This window comes from Amycolatopsis ruanii (assembly GCF_003385175.1).
GTDB classification, from domain to species: Bacteria; Actinomycetota; Actinomycetes; order Mycobacteriales; family Pseudonocardiaceae; genus Amycolatopsis_E; species Amycolatopsis_E thermalba.
Window position 1 is genome coordinate 1 of the sequence record NZ_PQHY01000090.1, and the last position, 24,991, is coordinate 24,991.

The window sequence follows — 24,991 nt, forward strand, 5'->3', positions numbered from 1 at the left end:
TTCCGCCGCTGCACCCAGTTCCGCAACGTCTGTGCCTCATCAACGGACAAGGCCAACTCAGGCAGCTTCGGATTCGGCATGCCGCACCCTACAGCTGAACTCGAATTAACGACTCAGGACACTAGAGCCGGACGATCGGCAGCCAGTGCGAGAGGTCGGCCCGGGTCCCGGACGCGGTGACCCGGCCCTCCCGCACCGCCTCCGTCCACTCCAGACGGCCGGTGGCCAGCTCCAGCCACGTCCGCGGGTCGGTCTCGACCACGTTGGGCGGGGTGCCGCGGGTGTGCCGGAGCCCTTCCACGCACTGCACGGCCGCGAACGGCGGCACCCGCACCTCGACGCTCCGGCCGGGCGCGTCCTGGGCCAGCGTGCGCAGGCTCAGCCGGACGGCCGCGGCGAGCTCGGGCCGGGCCGGCCGGTCGGCTTCTCCGCTCAACCAAGCCGTAACGGCCTGCAGCGCGGCTCTCAACTCCACGGGGTCAACCGGACGCGGTGCGGGCATGGTCAAACAGTAGAGTGCACTGCAGCAGACATGAGCACGGCGACGCGGAAACACGGGGTTCGCACATGGCGCAGCGGGACGAAGCGGATCGGCTTCTACCCAATCCTCAGCCCGAGCACAAGCCGGGCAAGCCCAAGATCACCGAGGAGATGCGCGCCAACGCCAGGGCGAATCCGAACAGCTGGCTCTACGTGATCGACGAGGCGTTCGACCCCAACGGCCCGGTGCCGTCGTGGGCGGTCGTCGGCGCCTACCCGGTCAACGGCAGCGGCAACATCGTGGAGGACTTCCACCCCAACGACCGCTACCGGCCCTCGCCCAAGGCGCTCGGGTTCCCGGAGCCGCGCAACGACCTGGAGCGGCTGCTGCAGCTGGTCCGCACCAACCACCGGCCGGCCAGCGACCTGCCGCCGGTGATCCTCGACTCGACCCTGTTCGTCTACGCGCTCGCCCCGATGCAGCGCACGGTCATCGGGTTCCACAACTCCGACGGCCGCGTGCTGGTGCCGGCCTACACGTCGAAGTCGCTGGTGCCGCCGGAGTGGCCGCACGCCCGCGCCGTGCTCGGCCGCGACATGGTGCCGCTGCTCGCGGGCGACCCGGTGGCGATCAACCCGCACGACGTGGTGACCGCGGTGGTGCCGGCCGAGCACCTGGTGGCCGCGCTGGAGCAGGAGCAAAAAGACTAAACATTCCGCTCGGTTAAGCCAGTCGCATCACGCTTTCGAGCTAAGCCGACTCGCAAAAAGCGCTCCATCGAGGCATGGTGACGACCATCGGAGGATGGGAGTCGCCGTGCAAATCTGGAGTTCGAAGCTGCGCCTGGGCACGCTGCTCGTGTCCATGGCACTGGGGACGACGGCCGTGTGCGGCGCGGCGTCGTCCGCCGCGTCCACACCGGACTACTCGAAGGCGGAAAGCACTTTCGCCGGATCGCAGATCGCCGCCGTCGAGGGCAGGGGTGATCCGCCCCGGTTCACCGCGGACGCCGGTGCGATCGGGCACGACGTCAGCGGGCACCAGGGTGACGTGCACTGGCCGGGCGCGTGGGGGGCCGGCGGCCGGTTCGTCTACGTCAAGGCCACCGAGGGCACCGGGTTCATCAACAAGCGGTTCGCCCAGCAGTACAACGGTTCCTACCAGATCGGGATGATCCGCGGCGCCTACCACTTCGCGCGCCCGGACGTCTCCGGTGGACGGCAGCAGGCCGAGTACTTCCTCGCCCACGGGGGCGGCTGGTCGCCGGACGGGCGGACGCTGCCCGGGGCGCTCGACGTGGAGTACAACCCCTACGGCGAGGCCTGCTACGGCCTCGATCCGGTCCGGATGGGCGAGTGGATCCGGGACTTCTCCGACACCTACCGCGCCCGCACCGGCCGCTTCCCGGTCATCTACACCTCGACGAACTGGTGGAACAAGTGCACCGGGAACAACGCCGGGTTCGGGCGGAACAATCCTCTGTGGATCGCCCGCTACCAGCCGGTCGTCGGTCCGCTGCCGGCCGGGTGGTCGTACCAGTCCATCTGGCAGTTCGCCGACTCGGGTGTCCTGCCGGGTGACCAGAACCTGTTCAACGGGACGCTGGACCAGGTCAAGGCCTTCGCCTCGAACAGCTGACGCGGTAATCCGGTCGGGTTACTACGAAAGTCGGTCCGTCACCGGCGACATGCGCAAATCACCCACCGGTCATCGGAAATTCACGGGATTTGGTGACATCGCCGCGGATCGTCATCAAGAATCACGGCCTGGACGGTCTCCCTGCAAACCAGACCGTCCTCCGCGAGGGCAATGGAAGGGACTCCGCTCATGTCTGCTCCACGCAAGAGATGGTGGCGGTTCGCCACGTCCGCCACCGCCGCGTCGGTCGCCGTGCTCGTGCTCGGCGCCCTGGCTCCGGCCGGCGCGGCTCCGGCCACCATCAGCGGAATGTCGGTCGACGACTACGTCGCTCGTTACGATCACCCGATGGGTTCGCAGATCGCGCGCGTCGAGGGTGACCACTCGACGGCGCAGACGCAGGCCATCGCCGCCGGGGACGTGACCGCGGCGGCGTCGGTCGAGGGCATCGACGTCAGCGGCCACCAGGGCAACGTCGACTGGGCGAACTACTGGGGCCAGGGCAAGCGCTTCGCCTACGTCAAGGCCACCGAGGGCACCTACTACACCAACCCGTACTTCGCCCAGCAGTACAACGGCTCCTACAACATCGGCATGATCCGCGGCGCCTACCACTTCGCCACCCCGGACACCGCGTCCGGCGCCGCGCAGGCCAACTACTTCGTCGACCACGGCGGGGGCTGGTCGGCGGACGGCAAGACGCTGCCGGGCGCGCTCGACATGGAGTACAACCCGTACGGCTCGACCTGTTACGGGTTGTCGAAGAGCGCGATGACCGCGTGGATCAAGGACTTCAGTGACACCTACCACGCCCGCACCGGGCGGTACCCGGTGATCTACACGAGCACGAACTGGTGGAGCCAGTGCGTCGACGGGGCGTTCGCGGCGACGAACCCGCTGTGGATCGCGCGCTACGCCGCGAGCGTGGGAACGTTGCCGTTCAACTGGAGTTTCTACACGTTCTGGCAGTACTCCTCGACGCCGATCGACCAGAACACCTTCAACGGGGCCTACGACCGGCTGCAGGTGCTGGCCACCTCGAAGGGCTGAGCGGAAGGGGGCTCCCGCCGTCCGTGGTGGGAGTCTCCTTCGCATTTGCCCGGTTCGCCAGGCACAATGCCCGTGATCAGTGCGATGTCCGGGCGTGGGGGAACCAGGTTCGGCGTCGATACGTCCGAGCGGGGCGTAGCGATCCAGGAAAGGCGACGTCGATGACCTACCCACCGCAGCCGGGACAGCCGGATTACGGCCAGCAACCAGATCCGTACGGCCAGCAGCCGGGCGGCCCCCAGTCCGGGGGTTTCCCGCAGCAGGGTGGGCAGTACGGCCAGCAGTACCCGGGCCAGCAGCCCTACGGCCAGCCCGAGTACGGCCAGCAGCAGCCCGGGTATGGGCAGCAGCAGCCGGGCTACGGGCAGCAGTACCCGGGTTACGACCCGAACTACCCGCAGACCGCGCAGTTCGGCTACGGCGCGCCGCCGCCCGGGGGTGGCGGCAGCAAGAAGGGCCTGTGGATCGGTCTGTCGGTCGGTCTGGTCGTCGTGCTGGCGGCGCTGGGCATCACCGGGTTCTGGGTGCCGGGCTTCTTCCTCGGTGACTCGAAGGAAGAGGGCCCCCAGGCGGTCGCGCAGCAGGTGATCGACGGGATCAAGAACCACGACAAGGCCGCGCTGACCGCGCTGAAGTGCGCGGACGCCGACCGGTCGGTCCAGGCCGCGATCGACGACGTCAACGACGTCGACAGCATCACGATCGGGCAGGTCAAGGAGAACGGCGACACCGCGACGGTCGACTTCACCGCGAGCGCCGGCGGCGAGGAGGGCACCGGCACCGGCACGCTGGCCAAGCAGAACGGCAAGTGGTGCTGGAAGGACCTGGAGACGCGGGCGTCCGGCAGCGGCACCTCGACCCGCACGTCCACCTCGCGCTCGACGAGCACGCGCACGTCGACGTCGTCCAGCTCGTCGTCCACCGGCGGCACCGGGGGCAGCAACGGCAAGGCGATGGTCGAGGACTTCCTGGCGAAGATGGCCGCGGGTGACGTCGCCGGCGTGACCTCGCTGGTCTGCTCCGACGCGACGCAGGACAACAAGGACGACGCGCGGGAGGCCGCCGAGAAGCGCGCCAACGTGACGCCGACCTACGACAGCGCCACCGACACGATGGTGTCCGGTGACCTCACCGGCACCCAGCAGGGCGAGCAGGTCACCGGCCTGTTCTTCGCGGAGAACTTCGACGGCGAGGGCTTCTGCATCTCGGTGTTCGGCGTGTTCTAGCCGGATCGGCGGCCCAGGCCGGGGCGCCTGGGCCGCATGATCAGCGCCGCGACGTAGTAGGTGCAGGGCGTCGCGGCGCGGTTGGCGTAGGAGAGGGTGACATCCGCCGGGAGGTAGAGGCTGTCACCCTCTTCCAGTTCCAGGGTCTCGTCGTCGATCGTCAGGGTGACGACGCCCTCCTGCACGAAGATGAACTCGTGCGAGCCCGCCGCGTACGGCGGGTACGTGCCGGCCTCGCAGCCGGGCGGCAGCGTCGACCGGATCCACTCGAAGTTCACCCCGGGCACGACGGGCGTGAGGATGGTCCGCCGCCACCCGCCCGGCTCGTCGACGACGTCCTGGTCCGCGGCCCGGCGCACGATCATCCGGGCCGGCTCGGTGAGCAGGTCCGCCAGCGGCAGCCCGAGCCCGTCCGCGATCCGGTCCAGCACGACGACCGTCGGCGCCTTCGAGCCGCGTTCGACGGCGGACAACATGCTCACGCTGACCCCCGACCGCTCCGCGAGCGCCTGCAGGGTCAGGCCGCGGTCGGTCCGAGCGGCCTGAACGCGCCGTCCGAGTGCCCCGAGATCCATGTATCCTATAGTAGTGGTTGATTCCCCTATAGTGAAACCGGCTACGGGTGCCGACCTCCCGGCGATCGCCGCGATCTACGAAGGGTACGTGCGCGCCAGCACCGCGACGTTCGAGCTGGAGCCGCCGGACCTGGCCGAGTGGACGCGCCGCTTCACGGCGATCGCGGACGCCGGTCTGCCGTTCCTGGTGGCCGAGGTGGACGGCCGTGTCGCCGGCTACGCGTACTGCTCGCCGTGGAAGACGCGCCCGGCCTACCGCCGCACCGCGGAGAACTCGATCTACCTCGCGCCGTGGTCGACGGGCCGGGGCGTGGGCGGCGTGCTGCTGGACGCGCTGCTGTCCCGCTGCCGGGAGAGCGGGATCCGCGAGGTCATCGCGGTGGTCGCGGACCCGGAGCGCAACCCGGCCTCCCCCGCGCTCCACCGCCGCCGCGGGTTCGTCGACGTCGGGGTGCTCCGCAGGGTCGGCTACAAGCACGAGCGCTGGCTGGACACGCTGCTGTTGCAGAAGAGTTTGATCTAGGGTTCCGGGCATGCCGGAACGTCGGGGGCCGCTGTTCGTCACGATCCTGGTCGCGGTGGGCTTGCTGATCGCCGTGAGCGCCTGGCTGCTCACCGACCCCGCGACCAGCCGGGCGGACGCGCTGCGCACCGGCGGTCTGGCCAGCGGCGCGGTGATCGCGCTGTACGCGCTGTGGCTCAACGACCGGCGCCGCCGCGTGGAGGAGAACCGGCAGCGGACCGAACGGGAGCGGCACGAGCTGGAGCTGCTCCGCGCCGAACGCGACCGCGAACGCGTCACCGACGAACGCTTCGCGAAATCGGTGGAACTCCTGGGCCACGAGGCCGACCAGGTCCGGGTCGGCGCGCTGCACGCGCTCGCCGGCCTGGCGCGCAGCAACCCCGAGTACACCCAGACGGTCCTCGACGTGCTCTGCTCCTACCTCCGGCGCCCCTTCCCGCACCCCGGCTACGGCGACGACACCGACGAGGCCGAGGCCCGCCGCGAGCAGCAGGTGCGTCTCGCGGCGCAGCGGCAGATCCAGGAACTGCTGCCGCCGCGGGGACCGGAGGCCGTCGTGTACGACCTCGATCTGGCCGGCGCCCGGCTGGACCGGTTCCACCTCAAGGGCCGAGCCGTCGGCCGGCTCTACCTGCAGCAGGCGCAGCTCCTGCACCGCACGAGCTTCGCCGACGCCGAGTTCCACGGTCGCGTCTACCTGACCGCGCTCGACTCGCGGGGACCGATCACCGTCGCCGGTGCGGTGTTCCACCAGAAGGTCAAGCTCGAGGGCGTGCACGCGCGGCACGAGGTGGACTTCGACGGCGCCACCTTCGAGGCCGAGGTGAGCATCGCGGACGGATCGTTCGACGGGCCGGTCTCGTTCCGCGACACGAGGGCCGCCGCGGTGGACCTCCGCCGGGCCCGGTTCGCCGACCACGTCGACCTCCGGCTGGCGGCCGAGGCCGTGTCGCTCTACAACACCGAGGTCGACCAGGCGCGGGAAGTGCGGCTTCCCGCGGCCTGGTCGCTCGAACCGCTCGCCGGTGGACGCGCCCGGATCCGGGTCGGCGGCTGAACCGTCAGTCGAACAGCTTCGGCAGCGTGCCTTCGAACGCGTCGCGCAGTTCCTCGAAACCGAAGGTCGCCACGCCCTGGATCTCCAGGCCGCCCGCCTCGGGGTCCACCACGCCGGCCTTGCGCCACGGCAGCCCGCGGGCGGTGCACATCTCCGTGAACCGCAGCTCCTCGGTCCGCGGCACCGCCACCAGCACCCGCCCGGTGGACTCCGAGAACAGCTGCACGAACGGGTCGGCGTCCTCGTCGAGCAGGGCCCGCGCGCCGCACTGGCCGATCAGCACCATCTCCACCAGCGCCTGCGCCAGGCCGCCGTCCGACAGGTCGTGCGCGGCCGAGATCATGCCGTCCCGGGAACCGGCGACCAGGATCTCCGCCAGCAGCCGCTCGCGCTCCAGGTCCACCTTCGGCGGCAGCCCGCCCAGGTGCCCGTGGATCACGTGCGCCCACGCCGAACCGCCGAACTCGTCGTGGGTCTCGCCGAGCAGCAGCAGCGTCTCGCCCGCCTCGGCGCCGATCCCGGTCGGGATGCGCCGCCGCACGTCGTCGATCACGCCGAGCACGCCGACCACCGGGGTGGGCAGGATGGCCGTCTCGCCGGTCTGGTTGTAGAAGCTCACGTTGCCGCCGGTCACCGGGATGCCCAGCTGCGCGCAGCCGTCGGCGATCCCGTGCACGGCCTGCTCGAACTGCCACATCACGCCCGGGTCAGTGGGCGCGCCGAAGTTCAGGCAGTCCGTCACGGCCAGCGGGGTGGCGCCGGTGGTCGCCACGTTCCGGTACGCCTCGGCCAGCGCGATCTGCGCGCCCGCGTACGGGTCGAGGTACACGAACCGGCTGTTGCAGTCGGTCGACACCGCGACGCCGCGGCCGGTCTCCTCGTCGATCCGGATCATGCCGCCGTCCGACGGCTGCGACAGCACGGTGTTGCCGCGCACGTACCGGTCGTACTGGTCGGTCACCCACTCCTTGGACGCCTGGTTGGGCGAGGACACCACCGCCAGCAGCGTCTCCCGCAGCTCGTCCGGAGTGGACGGACGACGCAGGCCGTCGGGCGTGTCCGCCTGCAGCGCGTCCTGAGTGGACGGACGGGCGACCGGCCGGTCGTACACCGGGCCCTGGTGCGCCACGGTGCGCGGCGGCACGTCGACCACGGTCTCGCCGTGCCAGGTGACCACCAGGCGGTCACCGTCGGTGACCTCGCCGATGACCGTGGCGATGACGTCCCACTTCGCGCACACCGCGAGAAACGCGTCCACCTTGGACGGTTCGACGACCGCGCACATCCGCTCCTGCGACTCGCTGGAGAGGATCTCGGCCGGGGTCATGCCCTCGGCGCGCAGCGGCACCTTGTCCAGCTCGACGTGCATCCCGCCGTCACCGGCCGCGGCCAGCTCCGACGTCGCGCAGGACAGCCCGGCGCCGCCGAGGTCCTGGATGCCGACGACGAGCTTCTGCGCGAACAGCTCCAGGCAGCACTCGATGAGCACCTTCTCGGTGAACGGATCGCCGACCTGGACGCTCGGCAGCTTCTTGCGGCCACCGGAGTTCTCGTCACCGGAGAACGTGTCGCTGGCCAGCACCGACACCCCGCCGATGCCGTCCAGACCGGTCCGCGCGCCGAACAGGATGATCTTGTTGCCGGTGCCCGACGCGAACGCCAGGTGCAGGTCCTCGGTGCGCATCGCGCCCACGCACAGCGCGTTGACCAGCGGGTTGCCCGCGTAGCTGGCGTCGAAGGCGACCTCGCCGCCGATGTTGGGCAGGCCCAGGCAGTTGCCGTACCCGGCGACGCCGGCCACCACGCCCGGCAGCACGCGGCGGGTGTCCGGCGCGTCGGCCGGGCCGAAGCGCAGCGAGTCGGCCACCGCGAGCGGCCGCGCGCCCATCGCGAGGATGTCGCGCACGATCCCGCCGACACCCGTCGCGGCGCCCTGGTAGGGCTCCACATAGGACGGATGGTTGTGGCTTTCGACCTTGAAGGTGACCGCCCAGCCGTCGCCGATGTCGACGACACCGGCGTTCTCGCCGATCCCGGCGAGCATCTTCGAGCGCATCTCCTCGGTGGTGGTCTCGCCGAAGTAGCGCAGGTGCTTCTTCGACGACTTGTACGAGCAGTGTTCGCTCCACATCACCGAGTACATGGCCAGTTCGGCGTCCGTCGGCCGCCTGCCCAGGATCTCGCGGATGCGCGCGTACTCGTCGTCGGCGAGCCCGAGCTCGCGGTAGGGCTGCGGGAGGTCCGGCGTCTCCGCGGCCCGCTCGGTCGTGTCGATGGCCAGGGTGTCGGTCACGGCCTCCAGGGTACTTGCAGCCCTCTGACCGGCAGAAAATCGGTCGCGTGAGGTGAGCTGGGGCACCTACCGTCAGGTGTCATGCGCCTTCCCTCCCGGCTCACGCCGCTGCGATTCCTGGGCGCGCTCCTGCGGGCGCGGCCGTGGCTCGCGCTGTCCGCGTGCGTCCTCGGTGCCCTCTGGCTGCTGCCGGGGGCGCTGCTGCCGCTGGTGATCGGCACGGTGGTCGAGGACATCCGCGCGGGCGAGCCACTGCTCGGCGGTGTCGGGCTGGTCCTGCTGCTCGGCGTGGCGCAGGCGGTGTGCGGCGGCGCGTTGATCTTCGCCGCCCACACCATGTGGATCCACGGCGCGGCCGCGACGCAGCGGGCGGTCGTCGAGCACACGGCCCGGCTCGGCGCGTCGCTGCGGCCGCAGGCCGGGACCGGTGACGTGATGGCGGTGTCGTCCTCGGACATCAACCACATCGGCAACGTGTTCGAGGTGACCGGGCGGCTGTTCGGCTCGGTGGTGGCCTTCCTCACCGTCAGCCTGGTGCTGATCGGCATGTCGCCGGTGCTGGGCACGATCGCGCTGGTCGGGGTCCCGCTCGCGACGCTGAGCATGGGCAAGCTGGTCGCGCCGCTGCAGCGCCGCAAGGGCGCGCAGCGCGAGGAGCTGTCGAGCGTGAACGCGCTGGCCGCGGACATCGTGTCCGGCCTGCGGATCCTCCGCGGTGTCGGTGGCGAGCAGCAGTTCCTCGGCCGGTTCCGCGACGCCAGCCAGCGCGTCCGGCGGGCCGGGGTCGAGGTGGCGCGCAGCGAGTCGTGGCTGGTCGGGGCCGAGGTGCTGCTGCCCGGCCTGGTCACGGTGGCGATCACCTGGCTGGGCGCGCGGTTCGTCGCGGCGGGCACGATCAGCGTGGGCGAGCTGGTGGCGTTCTACTCGTCGTCGGTGTTCCTGGTGGTGCCGGTGAGCACGGCGACCGAGTTCACCGCCGCGTTCTCCTCGGCGCTGGTGTCGGCGAAGAAGGTGTGCGGGGTGCTGAGCCTGCGGCCGCTGCTGTCCGAGCCGGACGCGCCGGTCGCGCTGCCGGACGGGCCGCTGGAGCTGCACGACACCACGTCCGGGTTCACCGCGGTGGCCGGGAAGCTGACCGTCGTGGACGCCGGGCCCGAGGCGGAGGCGCTGGCCGCGCGGCTGGCCCGGTTCGCCGACCCCGATCCCGGCGAGCGGGTGCTCGTGTCCGGCGTGCCCGCCGACCACGTGGCGCTGGCGGAGCTGCGGTCCCGGGTGGTCTACGCGCACAACCAGGACCTGTGGTTCTCCGGTGTGCTGCGTGACCAGCTGGTCCCGGCCGAGCGGGCGGCGGAGGCGTTGCGAGCCGCCGACGCCGAGGACATCGTCGAAGGCCTGCCGAACGGGCTGGACGAGCTGATCGGCGAGCGGGGCCGGGAGGTTTCCGGCGGTCAGCGGCAGCGGCTGAACCTGGCCCGCGCGCTGGCCCTGGACGCCGACACCCTGCTGCTCGACGAACCGACCTCGGCCGTCGACGCGCACACCGAGGCCCGCATCACCGAGCGGGTCAGCGAGCTGCGCCGCGGCCGCACGACCGTCGTGTTCACGGAAAGTCCACTGTGGAAAGCGGTGGCGGACGAGGTGACCACATGCGCTTCAAGCTAGTGCTCGCGACCGGCGCCGAGGCCCGGCGCTGGGCGCGGGACCTGCTGCGCACCAACCGGCGTGAGTTCGGCGTCGTGATCGGGCTGTTCGGCCTGGCCGCGATCGCCGGGCTGGCCGGGCCGCAGATCCTCGGGCACCTGGTGGACCTCGAGGTGGCCGGGGACGGCCGGATCGACCTGCTCGCGCTGGCGTTCGTGGTGATCCTGGTGGTGCAGGCGGTGCTCAAGCGGTTCGCGAGGTTCCGCGCCGGGATGCTCGGCGAGCGGGTGCTGGCCGAGACGCGGGAGGGCTTCGTCGAGCGCGCGCTGCGGCTGCCGCTGGGCACGGTCGAGGCGGCCGGCACCGGTGACCTGATCAGCCGCGCGACCACGGACGCCGACCGGATCGACTTCTCGGTCCGCAACGCGATCCCGGAGATCTCGATCGCGCTGATCACGATCGTGCTGACCCTGGCGGCGATGATCATCACCTCGCCGCTGCTGTCGCTCGGGCTGCTGGTCGCGGTGCCGATCGTGGCCCTCACCCTGCGCTGGTACGTCCGCCGTGCGCCGCGGATCGTCGAGGAGATGCTCGACAAGTGGTCGGAGGTGCAGTCGAGCCTGCACGAGACGACCGAGGGCGCCCGCACGGCGGAGGCGCTCGGGCTGACCGGGCGGCGCATCGCGCTGGGGCACCGCACGCTGGGCGCGGCGATCCGGGGCGAGCAGCGGCTGCGCGGCGTGACGGTCGGCTGGATCCCGTGGCTGCAGATCGCGCAGGTCGCGCCGGTCGCGGCGATGCTGTTGCTCGGCGGCTGGGCCTACGGCGAGGGGCTGGTCGGGCTGGGCACGATCACCACGATGGTGGTCTACGTCCAGGCGCTGGCCGGGCCGCTCGAAGAGGCGATGTGGTGGGTCGAGGACCTGCAGGTCTCCGGCACCGCGCTGCGCCGGGTGCTGGGAGTGCGCGGTGACGCGGAGCGGGCCGGTGGGCCGGAGCCGGCGGGCCAGGAGATCGTGGTGCGCGACGTGCACTACGGCTACTCGACCGGCCGGGAGGTGCTGCACGGCATCGACCTGCGGGTGCCGCCGGGGCAGCGGCTGGCGATCGTCGGCCCGTCCGGTGCGGGCAAGTCGACGCTGGGCCGTCTGCTGGCCGGGGTCGCCGCGCCCGGTTCGGGTTCGGTGACGATCGGTGGCGCCGAGGTGTCCGAGCTGGCCGAGGACGTGCTGCGCGGCGAGGTGCTGCTGCTGACCCAGGAGCACCACGTGTTCTCCGGGACGCTGCGGGAGAACCTGACGCTGCCGGCGGGGTCCTGGACCGACGACGAGCTGGTGCGGGCGCTGACCGCCGTCGGGCTGCGGGACTGGTTCGACGGGCTGCCGGACGGCTTGGCGACGAAGCTCGGCTCGGGTGCGCTGGCCGTGCCGGCGGCGGTGGCGCAGCAGCTCGCGCTGGCGCGTGTCGTGCTGGCCGACCCGCACACGGTGGTGCTCGACGAGGCGACCTCGCTGCTGGACACCTCGTCGGCGCGCCACCTGGAGCGCTCGTTGAGCGGGGTGCTGGAAGGCCGGACGGTGATCGCGATCGCGCATCGCCTGCACACCGCGGCGGCCGCCGACCGGGTCGCGGTGCTGGAGGCCGGGCGGATCACCGAGCTGGGCACGCACGCCGAACTGCTCGCGGCGGACGGCCCCTACTCGCGGCTGGTCACCGCCGCGCATGTGGGCTGAGGTTTCCCGGAGGCGGATGCCTCCGGGAAATCAGGCCTTGACCAGGCTGTCGACGAGGCTGAGGAACATGCCCAGCCCGTCGTCGCTCGGGCCGGTCAGCGCGTCGATCGCGTGCTCGGGGTGCGGCATCAGGCCGACCACGCGGCCGTTGGCGCTGCAGATGCCCGCGATGTCGTTGCGCGAGCCGTTGGGGTTCTCGCCGGCGTAGCGGAACACCACGCGGCCCTCGCCCTCCAGCTCGTCCAAAGTGGACTGGTCGGCGACGTAGCCGCCCTCGCCGGACTTGAGCGGGACCAGCACCTCGGCGCCCGCCTCGTACCGGGTGGTCCACACCGTCGTGTTGTTCTCCACGCGCAGCCACTGGTCGCGGCACACGAAGTGCAGCTTCTCGTTCCGCACCAGCGCGCCCGGCAGCAGCCCGGCCTCGCACAGGATCTGGAAGCCGTTGCAGATGCCCAGCACCGGCATGCCGCCCTTGGCCGCGTCGACGACCGACGACATCACCGGGGCGAACCGGGCGATCGCGCCGCAGCGCAGGTAGTCGCCGTAGGAGAAGCCGCCGGGGACGATCACCGCGTCGACGCCGCGCAGGTCCTCGTCGCCGTGCCACAGGCTGACGGCCTCGGCGTCGGCGTAGCGGGCGGCGCGGATCGCGTCCACGTCGTCCAGCGTGCCGGGGAAGGTGATGACACCGATCTTCACGGGAGCCTCCGCACGGTCCACTCCTCGATCACCGGGTTGGCGAGGAAGCCCTCGGCGATCTTGGCGAGCGTCTCGTCGTCGACCGAGTCGTCGACCTCCAGCTCGAAGTGCTTGCCCTGGCGCACCGAGGTGACCCCGGTGAAGCCCAGCCGCGGCAGCGCCCCGGCGACGGCTTGACCTTGCGGGTCGAGGATCTCGGGCTTGGGCATGACGTCAACCACCACACGGGCCACGGCGGGTCGCTCCAGTAATCGCAGGTCGGCGGTACTCCCCGAGTCTAGCTGTGATGTGGCGGCACCCCGCCGAGGGTGGTGGCGGGTGTGACCTGGATACCGTTTCACCCATGGGTATGACACTGGGGTACGTCGAGGTCACGCCGCAGCAGCTGGACGGCGTTCTGAACGACGGCGAGAAGGCCGAAGAGCTGTACGACGAGATCGCCAGCGAGGACGACGCCCTCAACGGCTTCGTGGAGAAGGCGTGGGACGGCCTCCAGTACCTCCTCGACCGCGCCGGTGTGGACGTCGACCTGCGGATGGACGGTGAGCCCATCGACTACGACGGCGAGGAGTACACCGGCTTCGACGCCGACCTGGTCCGCAGCATCGCCGACGCCCTCGACGCGGCGCCGTTCGAGAAGCTCGCCGCGCACTACGACCCCGCCGACATGATGGCGCGCAACGTCTACCCCGGGATCTGGGACAGTCACGCGGAGGACGAGCTGGAGTACCTCCGCGAGAACTACGACACCCTGCGCACCTTCTTCGCCACGGCCGCCCGCAACGGCAACGCCGCGCTCGGCTGCTTCTCCTTCTAGGTGCACTTGGCCGTTGGGTCGGTGGCAGTCGGCTGATGGGTGGGTGGCCGCCGAGTGGGTGGCGGCGGCGTTGAGCGTTGAAGTGCTTGAGCCGGGCGCGAGCGTGGTCGCTCGTTCGGTGTTGCTGGTGAAGATCTGCCGGTAGGCCCCGCTCGGCCCGCAGCGTGCGGTTGTAGCGTTCGACTTTGCCGTTTTGCCAGGGGCTTCCTGCTGGGCGCGGCAGTGGGCCCGTCAGCCGCCGTCTCGGGGATCCGGCCGTTCTTCTTGGCGTCCGTGTGCACCAGCTCGCGGGGCCGATCGCGTTCGTCCGGCCACCTGCCCGGTCAAGGGGTCCAGCGCCGACAGCGGCGGCACCTGGTGGCGAGCCGGCACCCGCGACACCGTCCGGCCGGAACGCCAGTCCCAGCTAGTCCGGGCGTGCGGGCATCACGGTGTGACACGAGAGCCTCCGGCCTGGTGTGGGCCTGGACAAGCCACACCCCAACCGGAGGCTCTCCCCGTGTCAACACCAGGCAGCCGCCACCAACGCCCTGGCCAGGTACACCTAGTGCGTGACCGGTGCCGGTGACTGTGCGGCCGTCGTGCGGCGGCGCAGCACCCGGCGCAGCCCGTACGTGCCGAACAGGCCGAGCACGGACACCCCGATCAGGAAGTACAGCCCGGTCGCGGCCGAGCCGGTGGCGTCCACGATCGCCGCGATGCCCATCGGGCCGAAGCCGCCGCCGAGGTTGCCGATGCCGTTGATCGCGGCGATCCCGGCGGCCGCGGTCGCGCCGGCGAGGAACTTCGGCACCAGGCCCCACATCACCGGCTGGGCCGCGTAGCCGCCGATCGACGCCACGCACAGGCCGACCATCTGCAACCACGGCGCGCTCGCGGTCGCCGCCACGAGGAACCCGGCGATCGAGAAGCCGAGCATCAGCGCGAGCCAGCCGAAGGGCGCTTCGCGCCGGTTCGCCAGCCGCGGCACCACGAGGAGTCCGATCGCGACGCACACGTACGGGATGGCCGACACCGCGCCGACGCCGAACCCGGACAGGCCGCCGAAGCCCTTCACGATCGTCGGCAGCCAGAACGCCAGGCCGTAGGTCGCCAGCGGGAAGCACAGGAAGAACAACGCCATCGCCAGCACGCGCGAGTCCTTGAGCACGGCCCACGGGCTGTGCGGCTGGGCGCCGGCGGCCTCGGCCTCGCGGCGCAGCTCGCCGGTCAGCCAGGTGCGCTCGTCATTGCTCAGCCACCTGGCGGTTTCGGGCGACTTCGGCAGCACCCACAGCACGATCGGCGCCAGCAGCACGGCCGGGATGCCGGTCGCGACGAAGATCCACTGCCAGCCCTCCAGGCCGAGGACGCCGTGCAGGTCGTTGAGCGCGCCCATCGCCGGGTTGCCGATGATGAACGACACCGGCCCGGCCAGCATGAACAGCCCGATGGCCTTGCTGCGGTGGCTCTCCGGGAACCAGCGGGTCAGGTAGTAGATGACCCCGGGGAAGAACCCGGCCTCGGCCGCGCCGAGCGCGAACCGCGCCAGGTAGAACTGCCAGGTCGTGGTCACCAGCGCGGTCGCGACGGTGACCAGGCCCCAGGTGAGCATGATCCGCGCGATCCAGCGGTTCGCGCCGTAGCGGTGCAGTGCGAGGTTGCTCGGCACCTCCAGCAGCGCGTAGGCGACGAAGAAGAACACCTGGCCGAGCGTGTAGACGGTCGCCGACAGACCGAGTTCGGACTGCAGGGTCAGCTTCGCGAACCCGACGTTCGACCGGTCGATGTAGGCGATCACGTACAGCAGCCCGAGGAAGGGCAGCAGGCGCAGGGTGATCTTGCGCAGGGCGGTTCTGTCCGGGGTGGTGCGCAGCGTGGCTGGGGACACGGTGACTCCGTTGTCTGCTCGTCCGATATCTCGGATGACGTTCGGCTCGTCGAACCTAAGGTTGGCCTCCGGGTGGTGTCAACCGTCTTGACCGCGGGGCGGGCGGAGCCTAACGTCGTCTGGGATTACGTACCGCATCCGAAATTTCGAACAACGGTGGTGAACCGTGGACAGAACCCGCGACTTCCTGCGCACCCTCGGCCTGCCGCCCGGCGACCCGGGTGAGCTGCCGACGAGCCCGAAGCGCTTCCCGGACGGCGCCCAGTACCGGGTCGAGATCCCGAGCGTCGAGGGCCCGGAGGCGCTGGAGGCCGTCTACGCCGAGGCCGACGCGCGTGGCGTCGTGGTGCACCGCGTGTCGCAGGGCAGCGGCGGCATGCTCCTCACGCAGGCCGAGCTGGCCGCGATGGCCGGGTTCGCGCGGGCGCGCGAGGTCGAGGTGAGCCTGTTCGCGCGCCCGGTGGCGGCGTGGGACACCGGCGCGGCGGCCGTCGCCTCCGGTGGCGGACCGTTCGCCCCGCAGGCGCGCGGCACCGAGCAGCTGGTCCACGTGCTGGAGGACATCCGCCGCTCCGCCGAGGCCGGGATCCGCAGCGTGCTGGTGACCGACCTGGGCGTGCTGACGGTCGCCGACCGGATGCGCGCGGCCGGTGAGCTGCCGGTCGACATGCGGTTCAAGGTCAGCGTGCAGATGGGCCTGGCGAACCCGGCGTCGATCCGGCTCGCCGAGCAGGCCGGGGCCACCACGTACAACGTGCCGACCGACCTGAGCCTGGCCCAGCTCGCCGCGATCCGGGCCGCCGTGGACCTGCCGCTGGACGTCTACATCGAGGCGCCCGACGACCTCGGCGGGTTCGTCCGGCACTTCGAGATCGCCGAGATCGTGCGGGTCGCCGCGCCGGTCTACCTCAAGTTCGGGCTGCGCAACGCGCCGAACATCTACCCCAGCGGCACGCACCTGACGCCGACCGCGATCGCGCTGGTGCGCGAGCGGGTCCGTCGTGCGGAGATCGGCCTGGAACTGCTGCACCGGCACGCGCCCGACGCCGTGGGTTCGACACTGCCCGCCGCCGACCTGGCCGTGCCCGGCCCGCTGAGCATCGAGGAGCTGACCCGATGACCCTGGACGAAACGCTCGACGCCGCCGCCCGCGCGGCCCGGTCCTGGGCCCGCGCCGACCGCGCCGCCGCGCTGGAGAAGATCGCGGACGAGATCGACGCCGCCGCGGACGAGCTCGTGCCGATCGCGCACGAGGAGACGCACATCGCGGAGGCCCGGCTGCGTGGCGAGGTCGCCCGCACCACCTTCCAGCTCCGGTTCCTCGCCAAGGAGGTCCGGCCGCGCGCGGTGGTCGACGAGGCGGACCCGCGGTGGTTGCCCGCGCCCCGGCCGAAGCTGGTGCTGGCCCGTCGTCCGATCGGCCCGGTGCTGGTGTTCGCGGCCTCCAACTTCCCGTTCGCGTTCTCGGTCGCGGGCGGGGACACCGCGTCGGCGCTCGCGGCCGGCTGCCCGGTCGTGCTGAAGGCGCACCCCGGTCATCCGCGGCTGTCCGCCGCGACCGCGGAGATGCTGCGGGCCGCGTTGCCGGAGGGCGTGTTCGCGGTGATCCACAGCGAGGAGGACGGCCGGGCCGCGCTGACCGATCCGCGCATCCGGGCCGCGGCCTTCACCGGTTCGCCCACGGCCGGACGGGCGCTCTACGACCTGGCGGTCTCGCGGCCCGAGCCGATCCCGTTCTACGGCGAGCTGGGCAGCGTGAACCCGGTGTTCGTGACCGAGGCGGCCGCGCGGGCGCGGGGCGCGGAGATCGCGGCCGCGTACGTGGACTCGTTCACCATGGCCGCCGGTCAGCTGTGCACGAAGCCCGGCCTGTTCGTGGTCCCGGCCGGGTCCGGGCTGGGTGAGCTGGCCGCCGAGCGGGTGCGTCAGGTGACCGCCGCGCCGCTGCTCAACGACAGGATCGCCGGCGGGTACGCCGCCACGCTGGGCAAGCTCGTGGGGCACGAGGAGGTGCGCACGCTGGTCGACGGCGGTGACGCGCCCACGCTGCTCGCCACGACCGCGGCAGCCGTGCTGAAGTACGGCGAGGCGTTGCGGACCGAGTGCTTCGGCCCGGCTTCGCTGGTGGTGGAGTACTCCTCGGAATCCGAAATGCTGGACGTCGTCCGGAGCCTCGACGGACAGCTCACCGGAACCGTGCAGGCCGAGGCCGCCGACCCGGTCGCGGCCGAGCTGGTCGACGAGCTGGCGGAGCACGTCGGGCGCGTGGTGTGGAACGGCTGGCCCACCGGGGTGGCGGTGACGCACGCGATGCACCACGGCGGCCCGTACCCGGCGACCACCGCGCCGCTGCACACGTCGGTCGGCGCGGCGGCGGTGGAGCGGTTCCTGCGCCCGGTCGCGTTCCAGGACGTGCCGGAGGAGCTGCTGGGGTTTTAGCTGCTGGGCAACAGCTACGGGGCCACGCCGTCGAGGCGCTGATACCACTCGGCGGCGGGACCCGGGTCCCGCGCCGGTGGTGTTCCCGGACGTGCCGCACGAGCTGCGGGGGCCGGTGGTCACCGAGGCGCGAATGCGTCTCGGCGGTGGCGGCCCGCGTGCCTGGTCCGGCGGCGTGCCCGCACTTGCCGGATGATCTGGCCTTACAGCTCCGGAGGGCGGCCGCCGAGGCGGTGGGACAGCTCGGCGGCGCCCTCCCGCACCAGCTTCTCCCAGCGGCGCCACGCCTGGTCGTCGTGGCGCGAGGTGGGGATCGAGATGCTCATCGCCGCCACCCACTCCCCGCGCGAGTCCACCACCGGGGCCGCCACGCAGCCGGCGTCCGGATTGGACTCGCTGCGCTCGTGCGCGACACCCATCACCCGGACCGCGTCCAGCTGGGCGAGCAGCTCCGAGCGGGACGTGATGCTGTGCTCGGTGAGCGCGGGCAGCCGGTGCCCCTTGAGGCGGCGGGCGACCTCCTCCCGGGACAGCCCGGCGAGCAGGACCTTGCCCACCGCCGTGCAGTTCGCGGGCAGGCGGCGGCCGACCGCGGAAATCAGCCGCACCGAGTGCGTGGAGTCTATTTTGGACACGTACACGACCTCGAGCCCGTCCAGCACGGCGACGTGCACGGTCTCGTCGCACTGCGCCGCCACCCGCCGCGCCACCGCCTCCGCCTCGACGCCGAACTCCAGCCGCTGCTGGTAGCGCGCCCCCAGTTCGAGCACCTTCGGCCCGAGGCGGTACATCGTCTCCTCGCCCGCCTGGCGGTCCAGGTACTTCCGGGCGACGAGGGTGGTCAGCAGCTCGTGCGTGGTGGAGCGGGGCAGGTCCAGGCGCTCGACGATCTCGGTCGCCGACAGCCGGACCTGCTCGTCGAGGAACAGTTCCAGGATGTCCGCGGCCCGGAGCACGGCCGGTACGAGACGGGGCATGCTCGCACGATACCCCGCCTCGTCCGAAATACCGGACTCAGTTCACGACCTCGACCACGTCACCCGTGCGCAGGGTCTGGTAGAAGGCCTTCGCATCGGCGTGCGACAGGTGCACGCACCCGTGCGACTGCTCCCGCAGGCTGCCCTCGTGGAACGCCACCCCGGTGGTCGTGAAGAACACCGAGTACGGCATCGGGGCGTCGTAGGCCTTGCTGTAGTGGTCGATGTCGCGGTACTGGACCTTGAACGTGCCCACCGGCGTCTCGTAGCCGGGTTTGCCCACGGTGACCGGAACCGGCCCGCGGGTCACCTGACCGTTGTCCGTCAGCCAGGCCTGGTTCGTGTGCAGCTGCAGACAGGCCTTCGCCTTCGCGCTGCACGGGGTTTCCGCTGCTTGCGCGGCGGGAGCGGCGATCCCGATCGTGCCCAGGAGCGCCGCTCCGGCCGCGATACCGATGATCTTTCGCATACGGATGGTTACCCGTTGGCGAAAAGTTCACACAGTCCGGCGACAAATACCCGCGGTTTCCGGTCAGCGCTTGCGGCCGTACAACCCGGTCACGAGCTTGCTCACCAGCTTGTCCGTCTTTTCGGTGCGGGCGAACGTCGTCAGCTTGATCGGCACCGCGAACCGCTGCCGGGCGACCGCCTTCGAGCGGGCGAACTCGCGCAGCCCCTCCGGGCCGTGGATGCGCCCGAAGCCCGAGTCGCCGACCCCGCCGAACGGCAGCGACGCCGTCCCGGCGAACGAGAACGGCGCGTTGATCGAGATCATCCCGGCCTTGAGCCGCTGGGCCAGTCGTGCGGCGTTGCGCCGCGAGAACACCGTCGAGCCCAGCCCGTAGACCGTGGCGTTGGCCTTCTCGACCGCCTCGTCCATGTCGCGCACCTTGGCGATCGTCATGGTCGGGCCGAACGTCTCCTCCCGGACCGCCGCGGAGTCCTCCGGCACGTCGACCAGCACGGTCGGCTCGACGAACCGGTCGCCGACCGCGTCCGCGCCGCCGGTCAGCGCCCGCCCGCCACGGGCCAGCGCGTCGGCGATGTGCCTGCGCACCACGTCCAGCTGCGACGGCATCGTCATCGGGCCGTACTGCTCGCCCGGCTTGACGCGGCGGGTCAGCGCGACCACCTTGTCCACGAACTCGTCGTATACCCGTTCGTGCACGTACACCCGCTCCACTCCGATGCAGGTCTGCCCGGAGTTGGAGAACGCGCCCCACACGGCGGCGTCGGCGGCCGCGTCCAGGTCGGCGTCGGAGTCGACGATCAGCGGGTCCTTGCCGCCGGCCTCGATGACCACCGGCGTCAGGGTCTCGGCGGCCGCGGCCATGATCTTCTTGCCGGTCGCGGTCGAACCGGTGAACGCGATCTTGTCCACGCCGGCGCCCACCAGCGCCGCGCCGGTCGCGCCGAAACCGGTGACCAGCTGCAGCACCGGGAATTCGGGCACCACCTCGGCGAACGTGTCGACCAGCCACTTCCCCACGCCCGGGGTGTACTCGCTCGGCTTGAACACCACGGCGTTGCCCGCCGCGAGGGCGTAGGTGATCGAGCCCAGCGGCGTGTAGACGGGGTAGTTCCACGGCCCGATCACGCCGACCACGCCCAGCGGCTGGTACTCGACGCTCGCGGTGTGGTTGGACAGCAGCAGGCCGGCCGGGCGGCGCTTGCGGCCGAGCACCTTGCGCGCGTGGCGGGCGGCCCAGTGGATGTGCTCGATCGCGAGCACGGCCTCCAGTTGCGCGTCGCCGGCGGGTTTGCCGGTCTCCGCGCTGACGACGTCGCACAGCTCGGCGAGGCGGTGGGTGATGATCCCGTTCCAGCGGTGCAGGCGCTCGGCGCGGCCCTGGAAGCCGAGGCCCGCCCACCAGCCGGCGGCGGCCCGCGCGGCGGCGACGGCGGCCCGGACGTCCTCCGCGGTGTGCACCGGGTGGGTCCCGACGACCTCGTCGGTGGCCGGGTTCAGCGAGTCGAACGTGTCCTGGACGGCCGGCTTCGGCTCCACGGCGGTCATCGTTGGCCTCCTAACTACTGTTCAGTAACGCCAGCATGGCACACGTGGTGGCCGAGCTCACTACCCCGAGAGTGGTTCGCCGTCTCGCCGTCACCCTGCGCGATCGTGGCGACGCGAATCCGGCGGGCCTAGGCTTGGGGCTGCCATTCATGCGGAGGAGCACATACATGCGAATCGTCCATTTCGGACACGCCTGTGTCCTGCTGGAGACGGACAACGCGCGGATCCTGCTCGACCCCGGCGCGTTCTCGGCGGGTTTCGAGGGTGAGCGCGAGCTGGACGCGATCCTGATCACCCACCAGCACTACGACCACATCGACAGCGAGAAGCTGCCCAAACTCCTCGAGGCCAACCCGGGCGCGAAGCTGGTCGTCGACCCCGGCTCGGCGGAAACCGTGCAGAAGCTCGGCCTCGACCACGAGGTCGTCCACCCCGGCGACGCGTTCGAGGCGGGTGGCGCGGCGGTCAACGTCGTCGGCGGGCAGCACGCCGTGATCCACTCCGACATCCCGGTCATCCCGAACGTCGGCTACGTCGTCGACCACGGCGCCTTCTACCACCCCGGCGACTCGTTCTTCGTGCCCGAGCAGCGGATCGAGGTGCTCGGCCTGCCCACCGGCGCGCCGTGGCTCAAGGCCGGGGAGGCGGTGGACTACCTGCGGGCCGTCGCGCCGCGGGTCGCCGTGCCGATCCACGAGGCGGTGCTCGCGAACCCGGCCATGCACTACGGACTGTTCACCAACCTGGCGCCGGAGGGCACCGAGGTGCGGGTGCCGACGCGCGGCGAGGACGTCAAGCTCCCGTAGGTGGTGCCGAAGGCCCGGTTCTCCAGCGCCACGTCGACCGCGTCGAGGAAGGCCTGCCGGAGGCCGGGCCGGGCCAGGTCGACCGCGTCGATCCCGAGGCGCACGAGACCACCACGTCGTGCGGCCCGCGCCGACGCGAGCACCAGGGCGAACGCCCGCACCGTCTCGGTGCGGTGGTGGTGCGCGGCGAAGGACTGCACCCGCGACCGGTGGACGGTGCGGGTGCGCAGGTCGTGCACCGCGGCGAGGTCGGCGCACAGCGCGAAGTGCTCCCCGGCCGCGGCCAGCGTGCCCGGGGAGGCGAGCCACCGCGGCGGCGCGAACCCGTCCGCCGCCAGGCCGAGCTTCTCCAGCGCGGCCTTGGCGGCGATCATCCGCAGCCGCGCCTCGTGCGCGGGCAGGCCGGCGAACTCGGCCTTGCGGTGCAGGCTCACCGCGCGGTGGCTGGGCGGGACGCGGTGGTCGTAGCCGTGCAGCAGGAGACCGTCGCCGCGGCGGGTGCGGTCCCGCACCCAGGTGGCGACGGCCGGCGACCCTTCGGCGCGCGGCGCGAAGAGGAGGGACAGGGGGACGTTTCGGCGGTCCAGCTCGGCCGCGAGTTCGGCGCAGCGGTGCAGCGTCCGCGGACCGATGCCGGACAGCGAGACCAGCAGACGGGCGTCCATGTCACCCAGCTCACCAGATCGTCATGACCAGCCCCTTACCCGCGGGTGACGGCAACCATGACGGGAACTGACAGGGTTCACCGCGACGGTGGACGCATGAGCAACGAACTGAGTGGGAAGGTCGCCCTGGTCGCGGGCGGTACGCGCGGGGCGAGCCGGGCGATCGCGGTCGAGCTGGGGCGCCGGGGAGCGTTCGTGTACGTCACCGGGCGGACCTCCGGGGCGCAGCGGTCCGAGGTGAACCGGCCGGAGACGATCGAGGGCACGCTGGAGCGGATCACCGAGGCGGGCGGCACGGGCGCGGCGATCCGGGTCGACCACCTCGACCCGGACCAGGTGCGGGCGCTGGCCGAGCGGGTCGACCGGGAGCAGGGGCGGCTGGACATCCTGGTCGACGGCATCTGGGGCGGCGACGAGTACATCGGCTGGGGCCAGGCGGTGTGGGAGCTGCCGCTGGACCACGCGCTGCGATCGGTCCGGCTGGGCGTCGACGCGCACATCATCACCAGCCACTTCCTGCTGCCGCTGGTGATCCGCGAGCGCGGCGGGCTGGTCGTCGAGATGACGGACGGCACCGAGGAGTACAACTCGCGCTACCGCGAGGGCACGTCGATCGGGTTCTACGTGGCGAAGGCGGCTTCGCACAGCATCGTCAAGGCGGAGGCGCACGACCTGGCGCCGCACGGCGTGACGGCGGTGGCGATGACGCCGGGGTGGCTGCGGTCGGAGGCGATGCTGGACCACTTCGGGGTGACCGAGGAGACCTGGCGGGACGCGCTGGCGAAGGAGCCGCACTTCGGCATCTCGGAGTCGCCGGTGTTCGTCGGCCGGGCGGTGGCGTCGCTGGCCGCGGACCCGGAGCGGCACCGGTTCACCGGGCAGACGTTGAACAGCGGGCAGCTGGCGAAGATCTACGGGTTCGACGACGTGGACGGCAGCCGGCCGGACGCCTGGCGGTATGTGGTGGAGGTCCAGGACGCGGGCAAGCCCGCGAACCCGGGTGCCTATCGGTGAAGATCGGCCATCCGCCGTGCGGCGTCGGCGAACGCGGCGCGCACGGCGGGTGGTTCGAGGACCTCGACGTGGGGGCCGAGACCGAGCAGCATGCTCGCCGCGATGTCGGGTTCTTCCAGGTCGACGGTGACTTCGACCCAGCCGTCGTCGTCCGGCGGGCCGGCCGCGTCGAGGGCGGCGATGGCCAGGTCGGGGTCGACGACGTCGGGTAGGTGTTTGGTGCCCCGCGGGGACAGCCGCAGCCGGACCGGGTGGCGGTGCAGGGAGCGCTCGAACTGGGTGGAGGAGCGTTGCCACCAGCCGGCGAGGTCGAAGTCCACGGGCCGCTCGAAGGGTTCGTCGGTGAGGTCGACGGCGGTGATCCGGCTGACCCGGTAGGTGCGGGTGGCGTGGTCGATCCGGGCGACGAGGTACCAGACGCCGGCCTTGAGCACGAGGCCGAGGGGTTCGAGGAGGCGTTCGACGGGCTGGTCGCCGCGCCGGTAGGTGACGGCGGCGCGGCGCTGTTCCCACACGGCCTGGGCGATGGTCGCGAGGTGCTCGGCGTCTTCTTCGGACTTGAACCAGGCGGGGGCGTCGAGGTGGAAGCGCTGGGCGAGGTGCTGGGCCTGCTCGCGCAGCGGGGCGGGGAGGGTGGCCTTGACCTTGGCGTGGGCGGCGGAGACGGCGGTGCCGAGCCCCAGTTCGGCCAGCGCGCGGGGCACGCCCATGGCGAAAATGGCGACGGCCTCGCGCGAGGTGAGCCCGTCCAGCCGGGTCCGCCACCCGTCGACGAGCCGGACACCGCCGTACCGCCCGGTCTCCGTCCACAGTGGAACGCCCGCGGCCTGCAGAGCGGCGATGTCACGGTGCATGGTGCGCTCCGAGACGCCGAGAGCCTTGGCCAGTTCCGGCACGGTCGCGCTACGCCTGCTCTGCAGGGTGAAGAGCAGGGCAACGAGACGTTCGGCGCGCATCTTCCAGATGATGCCCCACCACGGAGCGGCTGGTGGGAGATGAGGCCGCCTTGCTCGGTGCTCTCTCCTCCTCCTACCCCCCGACCAAAATAGGTTCCCGCCGGGATCCTGCGCAGCCCGCGTGCCACCAGCGGGCGAGTCGTGAGCACACGAGGTGCACTGTCGTGTGCCGATGAACGGACCGTTCATCGCCAGAGCGCGCGAGCGGTCCGTTCGCGGAGGCACGAGTGGCGCATCTCGTGCGGCGATGAATGGGCCGTTCACGCCGTCGCGCGGCGTTGGGCATCTCGTGAGCGTGCGAAATGCGCTCTTGTGCGGCGATGAATGGACCGTTCATCGCCATCGCGCCGACGACACCGGCCCGGCCGGCTCAGGGACAGGCTCCAGCGGACCCCGCCGGACCCCAGCCAACCCCGTCCGGCCCCAGCGAACCCCGTCCGGCCTAGCGAACCCCGTCCGTCTCGGCGAGCCCCGCCTGACTCAGCGAGCCCTCCCGGCCTCGGCGGACCCC

General features: G+C 71.6%; 24 protein-coding genes and 1 pseudogene. 13 read left to right on the top strand and 12 right to left on the bottom strand.

Annotation, left to right across the window (positions count from 1 at the left end):
• Positions 1-121: 121 nt before the first annotated feature.
• Positions 122-502 (bottom strand): sterol carrier family protein, encoded by a 381-nt coding sequence (locus D0D28_RS30960; RefSeq protein WP_094009161.1) that lies wholly within the window; start codon positions 500-502, stop codon positions 122-124.
• A 65-nt stretch (positions 503-567) separates the two neighbouring features.
• Here D0D28_RS30960 and D0D28_RS30965 point away from each other — a divergent pair, with 65 nt between their 5' ends.
• From D0D28_RS30965 to D0D28_RS30980, 4 genes are all read left to right on the top strand, one after another.
• Positions 568-1,191, top strand: a complete 624-nt coding sequence (locus D0D28_RS30965; RefSeq protein WP_116114613.1) for a type VII secretion system-associated protein — start codon at positions 568-570, stop codon at positions 1,189-1,191.
• A gap of 94 nt (positions 1,192-1,285) precedes the next feature.
• Positions 1,286-2,119: a lysozyme gene (locus tag D0D28_RS30970; protein ID WP_369806866.1), complete on the top strand. Its 834-nt coding sequence runs from the start codon at positions 1,286-1,288 to the stop codon at positions 2,117-2,119.
• 189 nt (positions 2,120-2,308) lie between these two features.
• Positions 2,309-3,169 carry a lysozyme gene (locus D0D28_RS30975; protein WP_094009158.1) on the top strand — a complete coding sequence of 287 codons (861 nt, stop codon included), beginning with the start codon at positions 2,309-2,311 and terminating at the stop codon, positions 3,167-3,169.
• A 161-nt stretch (positions 3,170-3,330) separates the two neighbouring features.
• Positions 3,331-4,395, top strand: a complete 1,065-nt coding sequence (locus D0D28_RS30980; RefSeq protein ID WP_094009157.1) for a hypothetical protein — start codon at positions 3,331-3,333, stop codon at positions 4,393-4,395.
• Here the strand turns inward: D0D28_RS30980 and D0D28_RS30985 are convergent.
• On the bottom strand, positions 4,392-4,970 hold the full coding sequence (locus D0D28_RS30985; protein WP_094009156.1) for a helix-turn-helix domain-containing protein: 579 nt from the start codon (positions 4,968-4,970) through the stop codon (positions 4,392-4,394). The genes D0D28_RS30980 and D0D28_RS30985 overlap by 4 nt on opposite strands.
• Between D0D28_RS30985 and D0D28_RS30990 the strand changes: the two genes are divergently transcribed.
• Together D0D28_RS30990 and D0D28_RS30995 are read left to right on the top strand one after the other, a co-directional pair.
• The gene (locus D0D28_RS30990; RefSeq protein ID WP_094009155.1) at positions 4,969-5,493 is read left to right on the top strand and encodes a GNAT family N-acetyltransferase; all 525 of its coding nucleotides are present in this window, start codon (positions 4,969-4,971) and stop codon (positions 5,491-5,493) included. The two genes, D0D28_RS30985 and D0D28_RS30990, sit on opposite strands and share 2 nt — an antisense overlap.
• Positions 5,494-5,503: 10 nt before the next feature.
• The gene (locus tag D0D28_RS30995; RefSeq protein WP_094009154.1) at positions 5,504-6,550 is read left to right on the top strand and encodes a pentapeptide repeat-containing protein; all 1,047 of its coding nucleotides are present in this window, start codon (positions 5,504-5,506) and stop codon (positions 6,548-6,550) included.
• Positions 6,551-6,554: 4 nt separating this feature from the next.
• Here the strand turns inward: D0D28_RS30995 and purL are convergent, their stop codons facing one another.
• A complete protein-coding gene (gene purL / locus D0D28_RS31000) occupies positions 6,555-8,843 on the bottom strand; it encodes a phosphoribosylformylglycinamidine synthase subunit PurL (protein ID WP_094009153.1) in 2,289 nt (762 codons plus the stop codon).
• Positions 8,844-8,924: 81 nt separating this feature from the next.
• Between purL and D0D28_RS31005 the strand changes: the two genes are divergently transcribed.
• Together D0D28_RS31005 and D0D28_RS31010 are read left to right on the top strand one after the other, a co-directional pair.
• Positions 8,925-10,505: an ABC transporter transmembrane domain-containing protein gene (locus tag D0D28_RS31005; RefSeq protein ID WP_094009152.1), complete on the top strand. Its 1,581-nt coding sequence runs from the start codon at positions 8,925-8,927 to the stop codon at positions 10,503-10,505.
• Complete coding sequence (locus D0D28_RS31010) at positions 10,490-12,217, top strand: ABC transporter ATP-binding protein (protein WP_116114615.1); 1,728 nt, start codon at positions 10,490-10,492, stop codon at positions 12,215-12,217. Before D0D28_RS31005 ends, D0D28_RS31010 begins: the two co-directional genes overlap by 16 nt.
• Positions 12,218-12,247: 30 nt before the next feature.
• Here D0D28_RS31010 and purQ read toward each other — a convergent pair whose 3' ends face one another.
• Together purQ and purS are read right to left on the bottom strand one after the other, a co-directional pair.
• A complete protein-coding gene (purQ, locus tag D0D28_RS31015; RefSeq protein WP_094009150.1) occupies positions 12,248-12,919 on the bottom strand; it encodes a phosphoribosylformylglycinamidine synthase subunit PurQ in 672 nt (223 codons plus the stop codon).
• Positions 12,916-13,152, bottom strand: a complete 237-nt coding sequence (purS, locus tag D0D28_RS31020; RefSeq protein WP_017985747.1) for a phosphoribosylformylglycinamidine synthase subunit PurS — start codon at positions 13,150-13,152, stop codon at positions 12,916-12,918. Before purS ends, purQ begins: the two co-directional genes overlap by 4 nt.
• Before the next feature lie 110 nt (positions 13,153-13,262).
• Here purS and D0D28_RS31025 point away from each other — a divergent pair, with 110 nt between their 5' ends.
• A complete protein-coding gene (locus tag D0D28_RS31025; protein ID WP_158224485.1) occupies positions 13,263-13,736 on the top strand; it encodes a YfbM family protein in 474 nt (157 codons plus the stop codon).
• Positions 13,737-13,785: 49 nt separating this feature from the next.
• Here D0D28_RS31025 and D0D28_RS37740 read toward each other — a convergent pair.
• Together D0D28_RS37740 and D0D28_RS31035 are read right to left on the bottom strand one after the other, a co-directional pair.
• Positions 13,786-14,142, bottom strand: a pseudogene (locus D0D28_RS37740) (hypothetical protein); the annotation flags it as partial.
• Between the two features lie 138 nt (positions 14,143-14,280).
• Entirely contained in the window at positions 14,281-15,606 is a 1,326-nt protein-coding gene (locus D0D28_RS31035; RefSeq protein WP_094009148.1) for an MFS transporter, read from the bottom strand.
• 166 nt (positions 15,607-15,772) lie between these two features.
• Between D0D28_RS31035 and D0D28_RS31040 the strand changes: the two genes are divergently transcribed.
• Positions 15,773-16,726: a U32 family peptidase gene (locus D0D28_RS31040; protein ID WP_094009147.1), complete on the top strand. Its 954-nt coding sequence runs from the start codon at positions 15,773-15,775 to the stop codon at positions 16,724-16,726.
• Entirely contained in the window at positions 16,723-18,045 is a 1,323-nt protein-coding gene (locus D0D28_RS31045; RefSeq protein ID WP_116114617.1) for an aldehyde dehydrogenase (NADP(+)), read from the top strand. The genes D0D28_RS31040 and D0D28_RS31045 overlap by 4 nt, the downstream gene beginning before the upstream one ends.
• 203 nt (positions 18,046-18,248) lie before the next feature.
• Here D0D28_RS31045 and D0D28_RS31050 read toward each other — a convergent pair whose 3' ends face one another.
• The 3 genes from D0D28_RS31050 to D0D28_RS31060 form a co-directional block, all read right to left on the bottom strand.
• On the bottom strand, positions 18,249-19,022 hold the full coding sequence (locus D0D28_RS31050; protein ID WP_094009145.1) for an IclR family transcriptional regulator: 774 nt from the start codon (positions 19,020-19,022) through the stop codon (positions 18,249-18,251).
• A gap of 37 nt (positions 19,023-19,059) precedes the next feature.
• Positions 19,060-19,491, bottom strand: a complete 432-nt coding sequence (locus D0D28_RS31055) for a L,D-transpeptidase (RefSeq protein ID WP_094009144.1) — start codon at positions 19,489-19,491, stop codon at positions 19,060-19,062.
• 63 nt (positions 19,492-19,554) lie between these two features.
• Positions 19,555-21,039 carry an aldehyde dehydrogenase family protein gene (locus tag D0D28_RS31060; protein ID WP_094009143.1) on the bottom strand — a complete coding sequence of 495 codons (1,485 nt, stop codon included), beginning with the start codon at positions 21,037-21,039 and terminating at the stop codon, positions 19,555-19,557.
• A 167-nt stretch (positions 21,040-21,206) separates the two neighbouring features.
• On the opposite strand from D0D28_RS31060, the gene D0D28_RS31065 reads away from it, so the two are divergent.
• Complete coding sequence (locus D0D28_RS31065) at positions 21,207-21,845, top strand: MBL fold metallo-hydrolase (RefSeq protein ID WP_094009142.1); 639 nt, start codon at positions 21,207-21,209, stop codon at positions 21,843-21,845.
• Here D0D28_RS31065 and D0D28_RS31070 read toward each other — a convergent pair.
• Positions 21,764-22,510 carry a DUF2334 domain-containing protein gene (locus D0D28_RS31070; protein WP_094009141.1) on the bottom strand — a complete coding sequence of 249 codons (747 nt, stop codon included), beginning with the start codon at positions 22,508-22,510 and terminating at the stop codon, positions 21,764-21,766. The two genes, D0D28_RS31065 and D0D28_RS31070, sit on opposite strands and share 82 nt — an antisense overlap.
• 96 nt (positions 22,511-22,606) lie before the next feature.
• Here D0D28_RS31070 and D0D28_RS31075 point away from each other — a divergent pair, with 96 nt between their 5' ends.
• Complete coding sequence (locus D0D28_RS31075; protein WP_094009140.1) at positions 22,607-23,524, top strand: SDR family oxidoreductase; 918 nt, start codon at positions 22,607-22,609, stop codon at positions 23,522-23,524.
• Here D0D28_RS31075 and D0D28_RS31080 read toward each other — a convergent pair.
• A complete protein-coding gene (locus D0D28_RS31080; protein ID WP_094009139.1) occupies positions 23,515-24,480 on the bottom strand; it encodes a helix-turn-helix transcriptional regulator in 966 nt (321 codons plus the stop codon). The genes D0D28_RS31075 and D0D28_RS31080 overlap by 10 nt on opposite strands.
• Between the last annotated feature and the right edge of the window lie 511 nt (positions 24,481-24,991).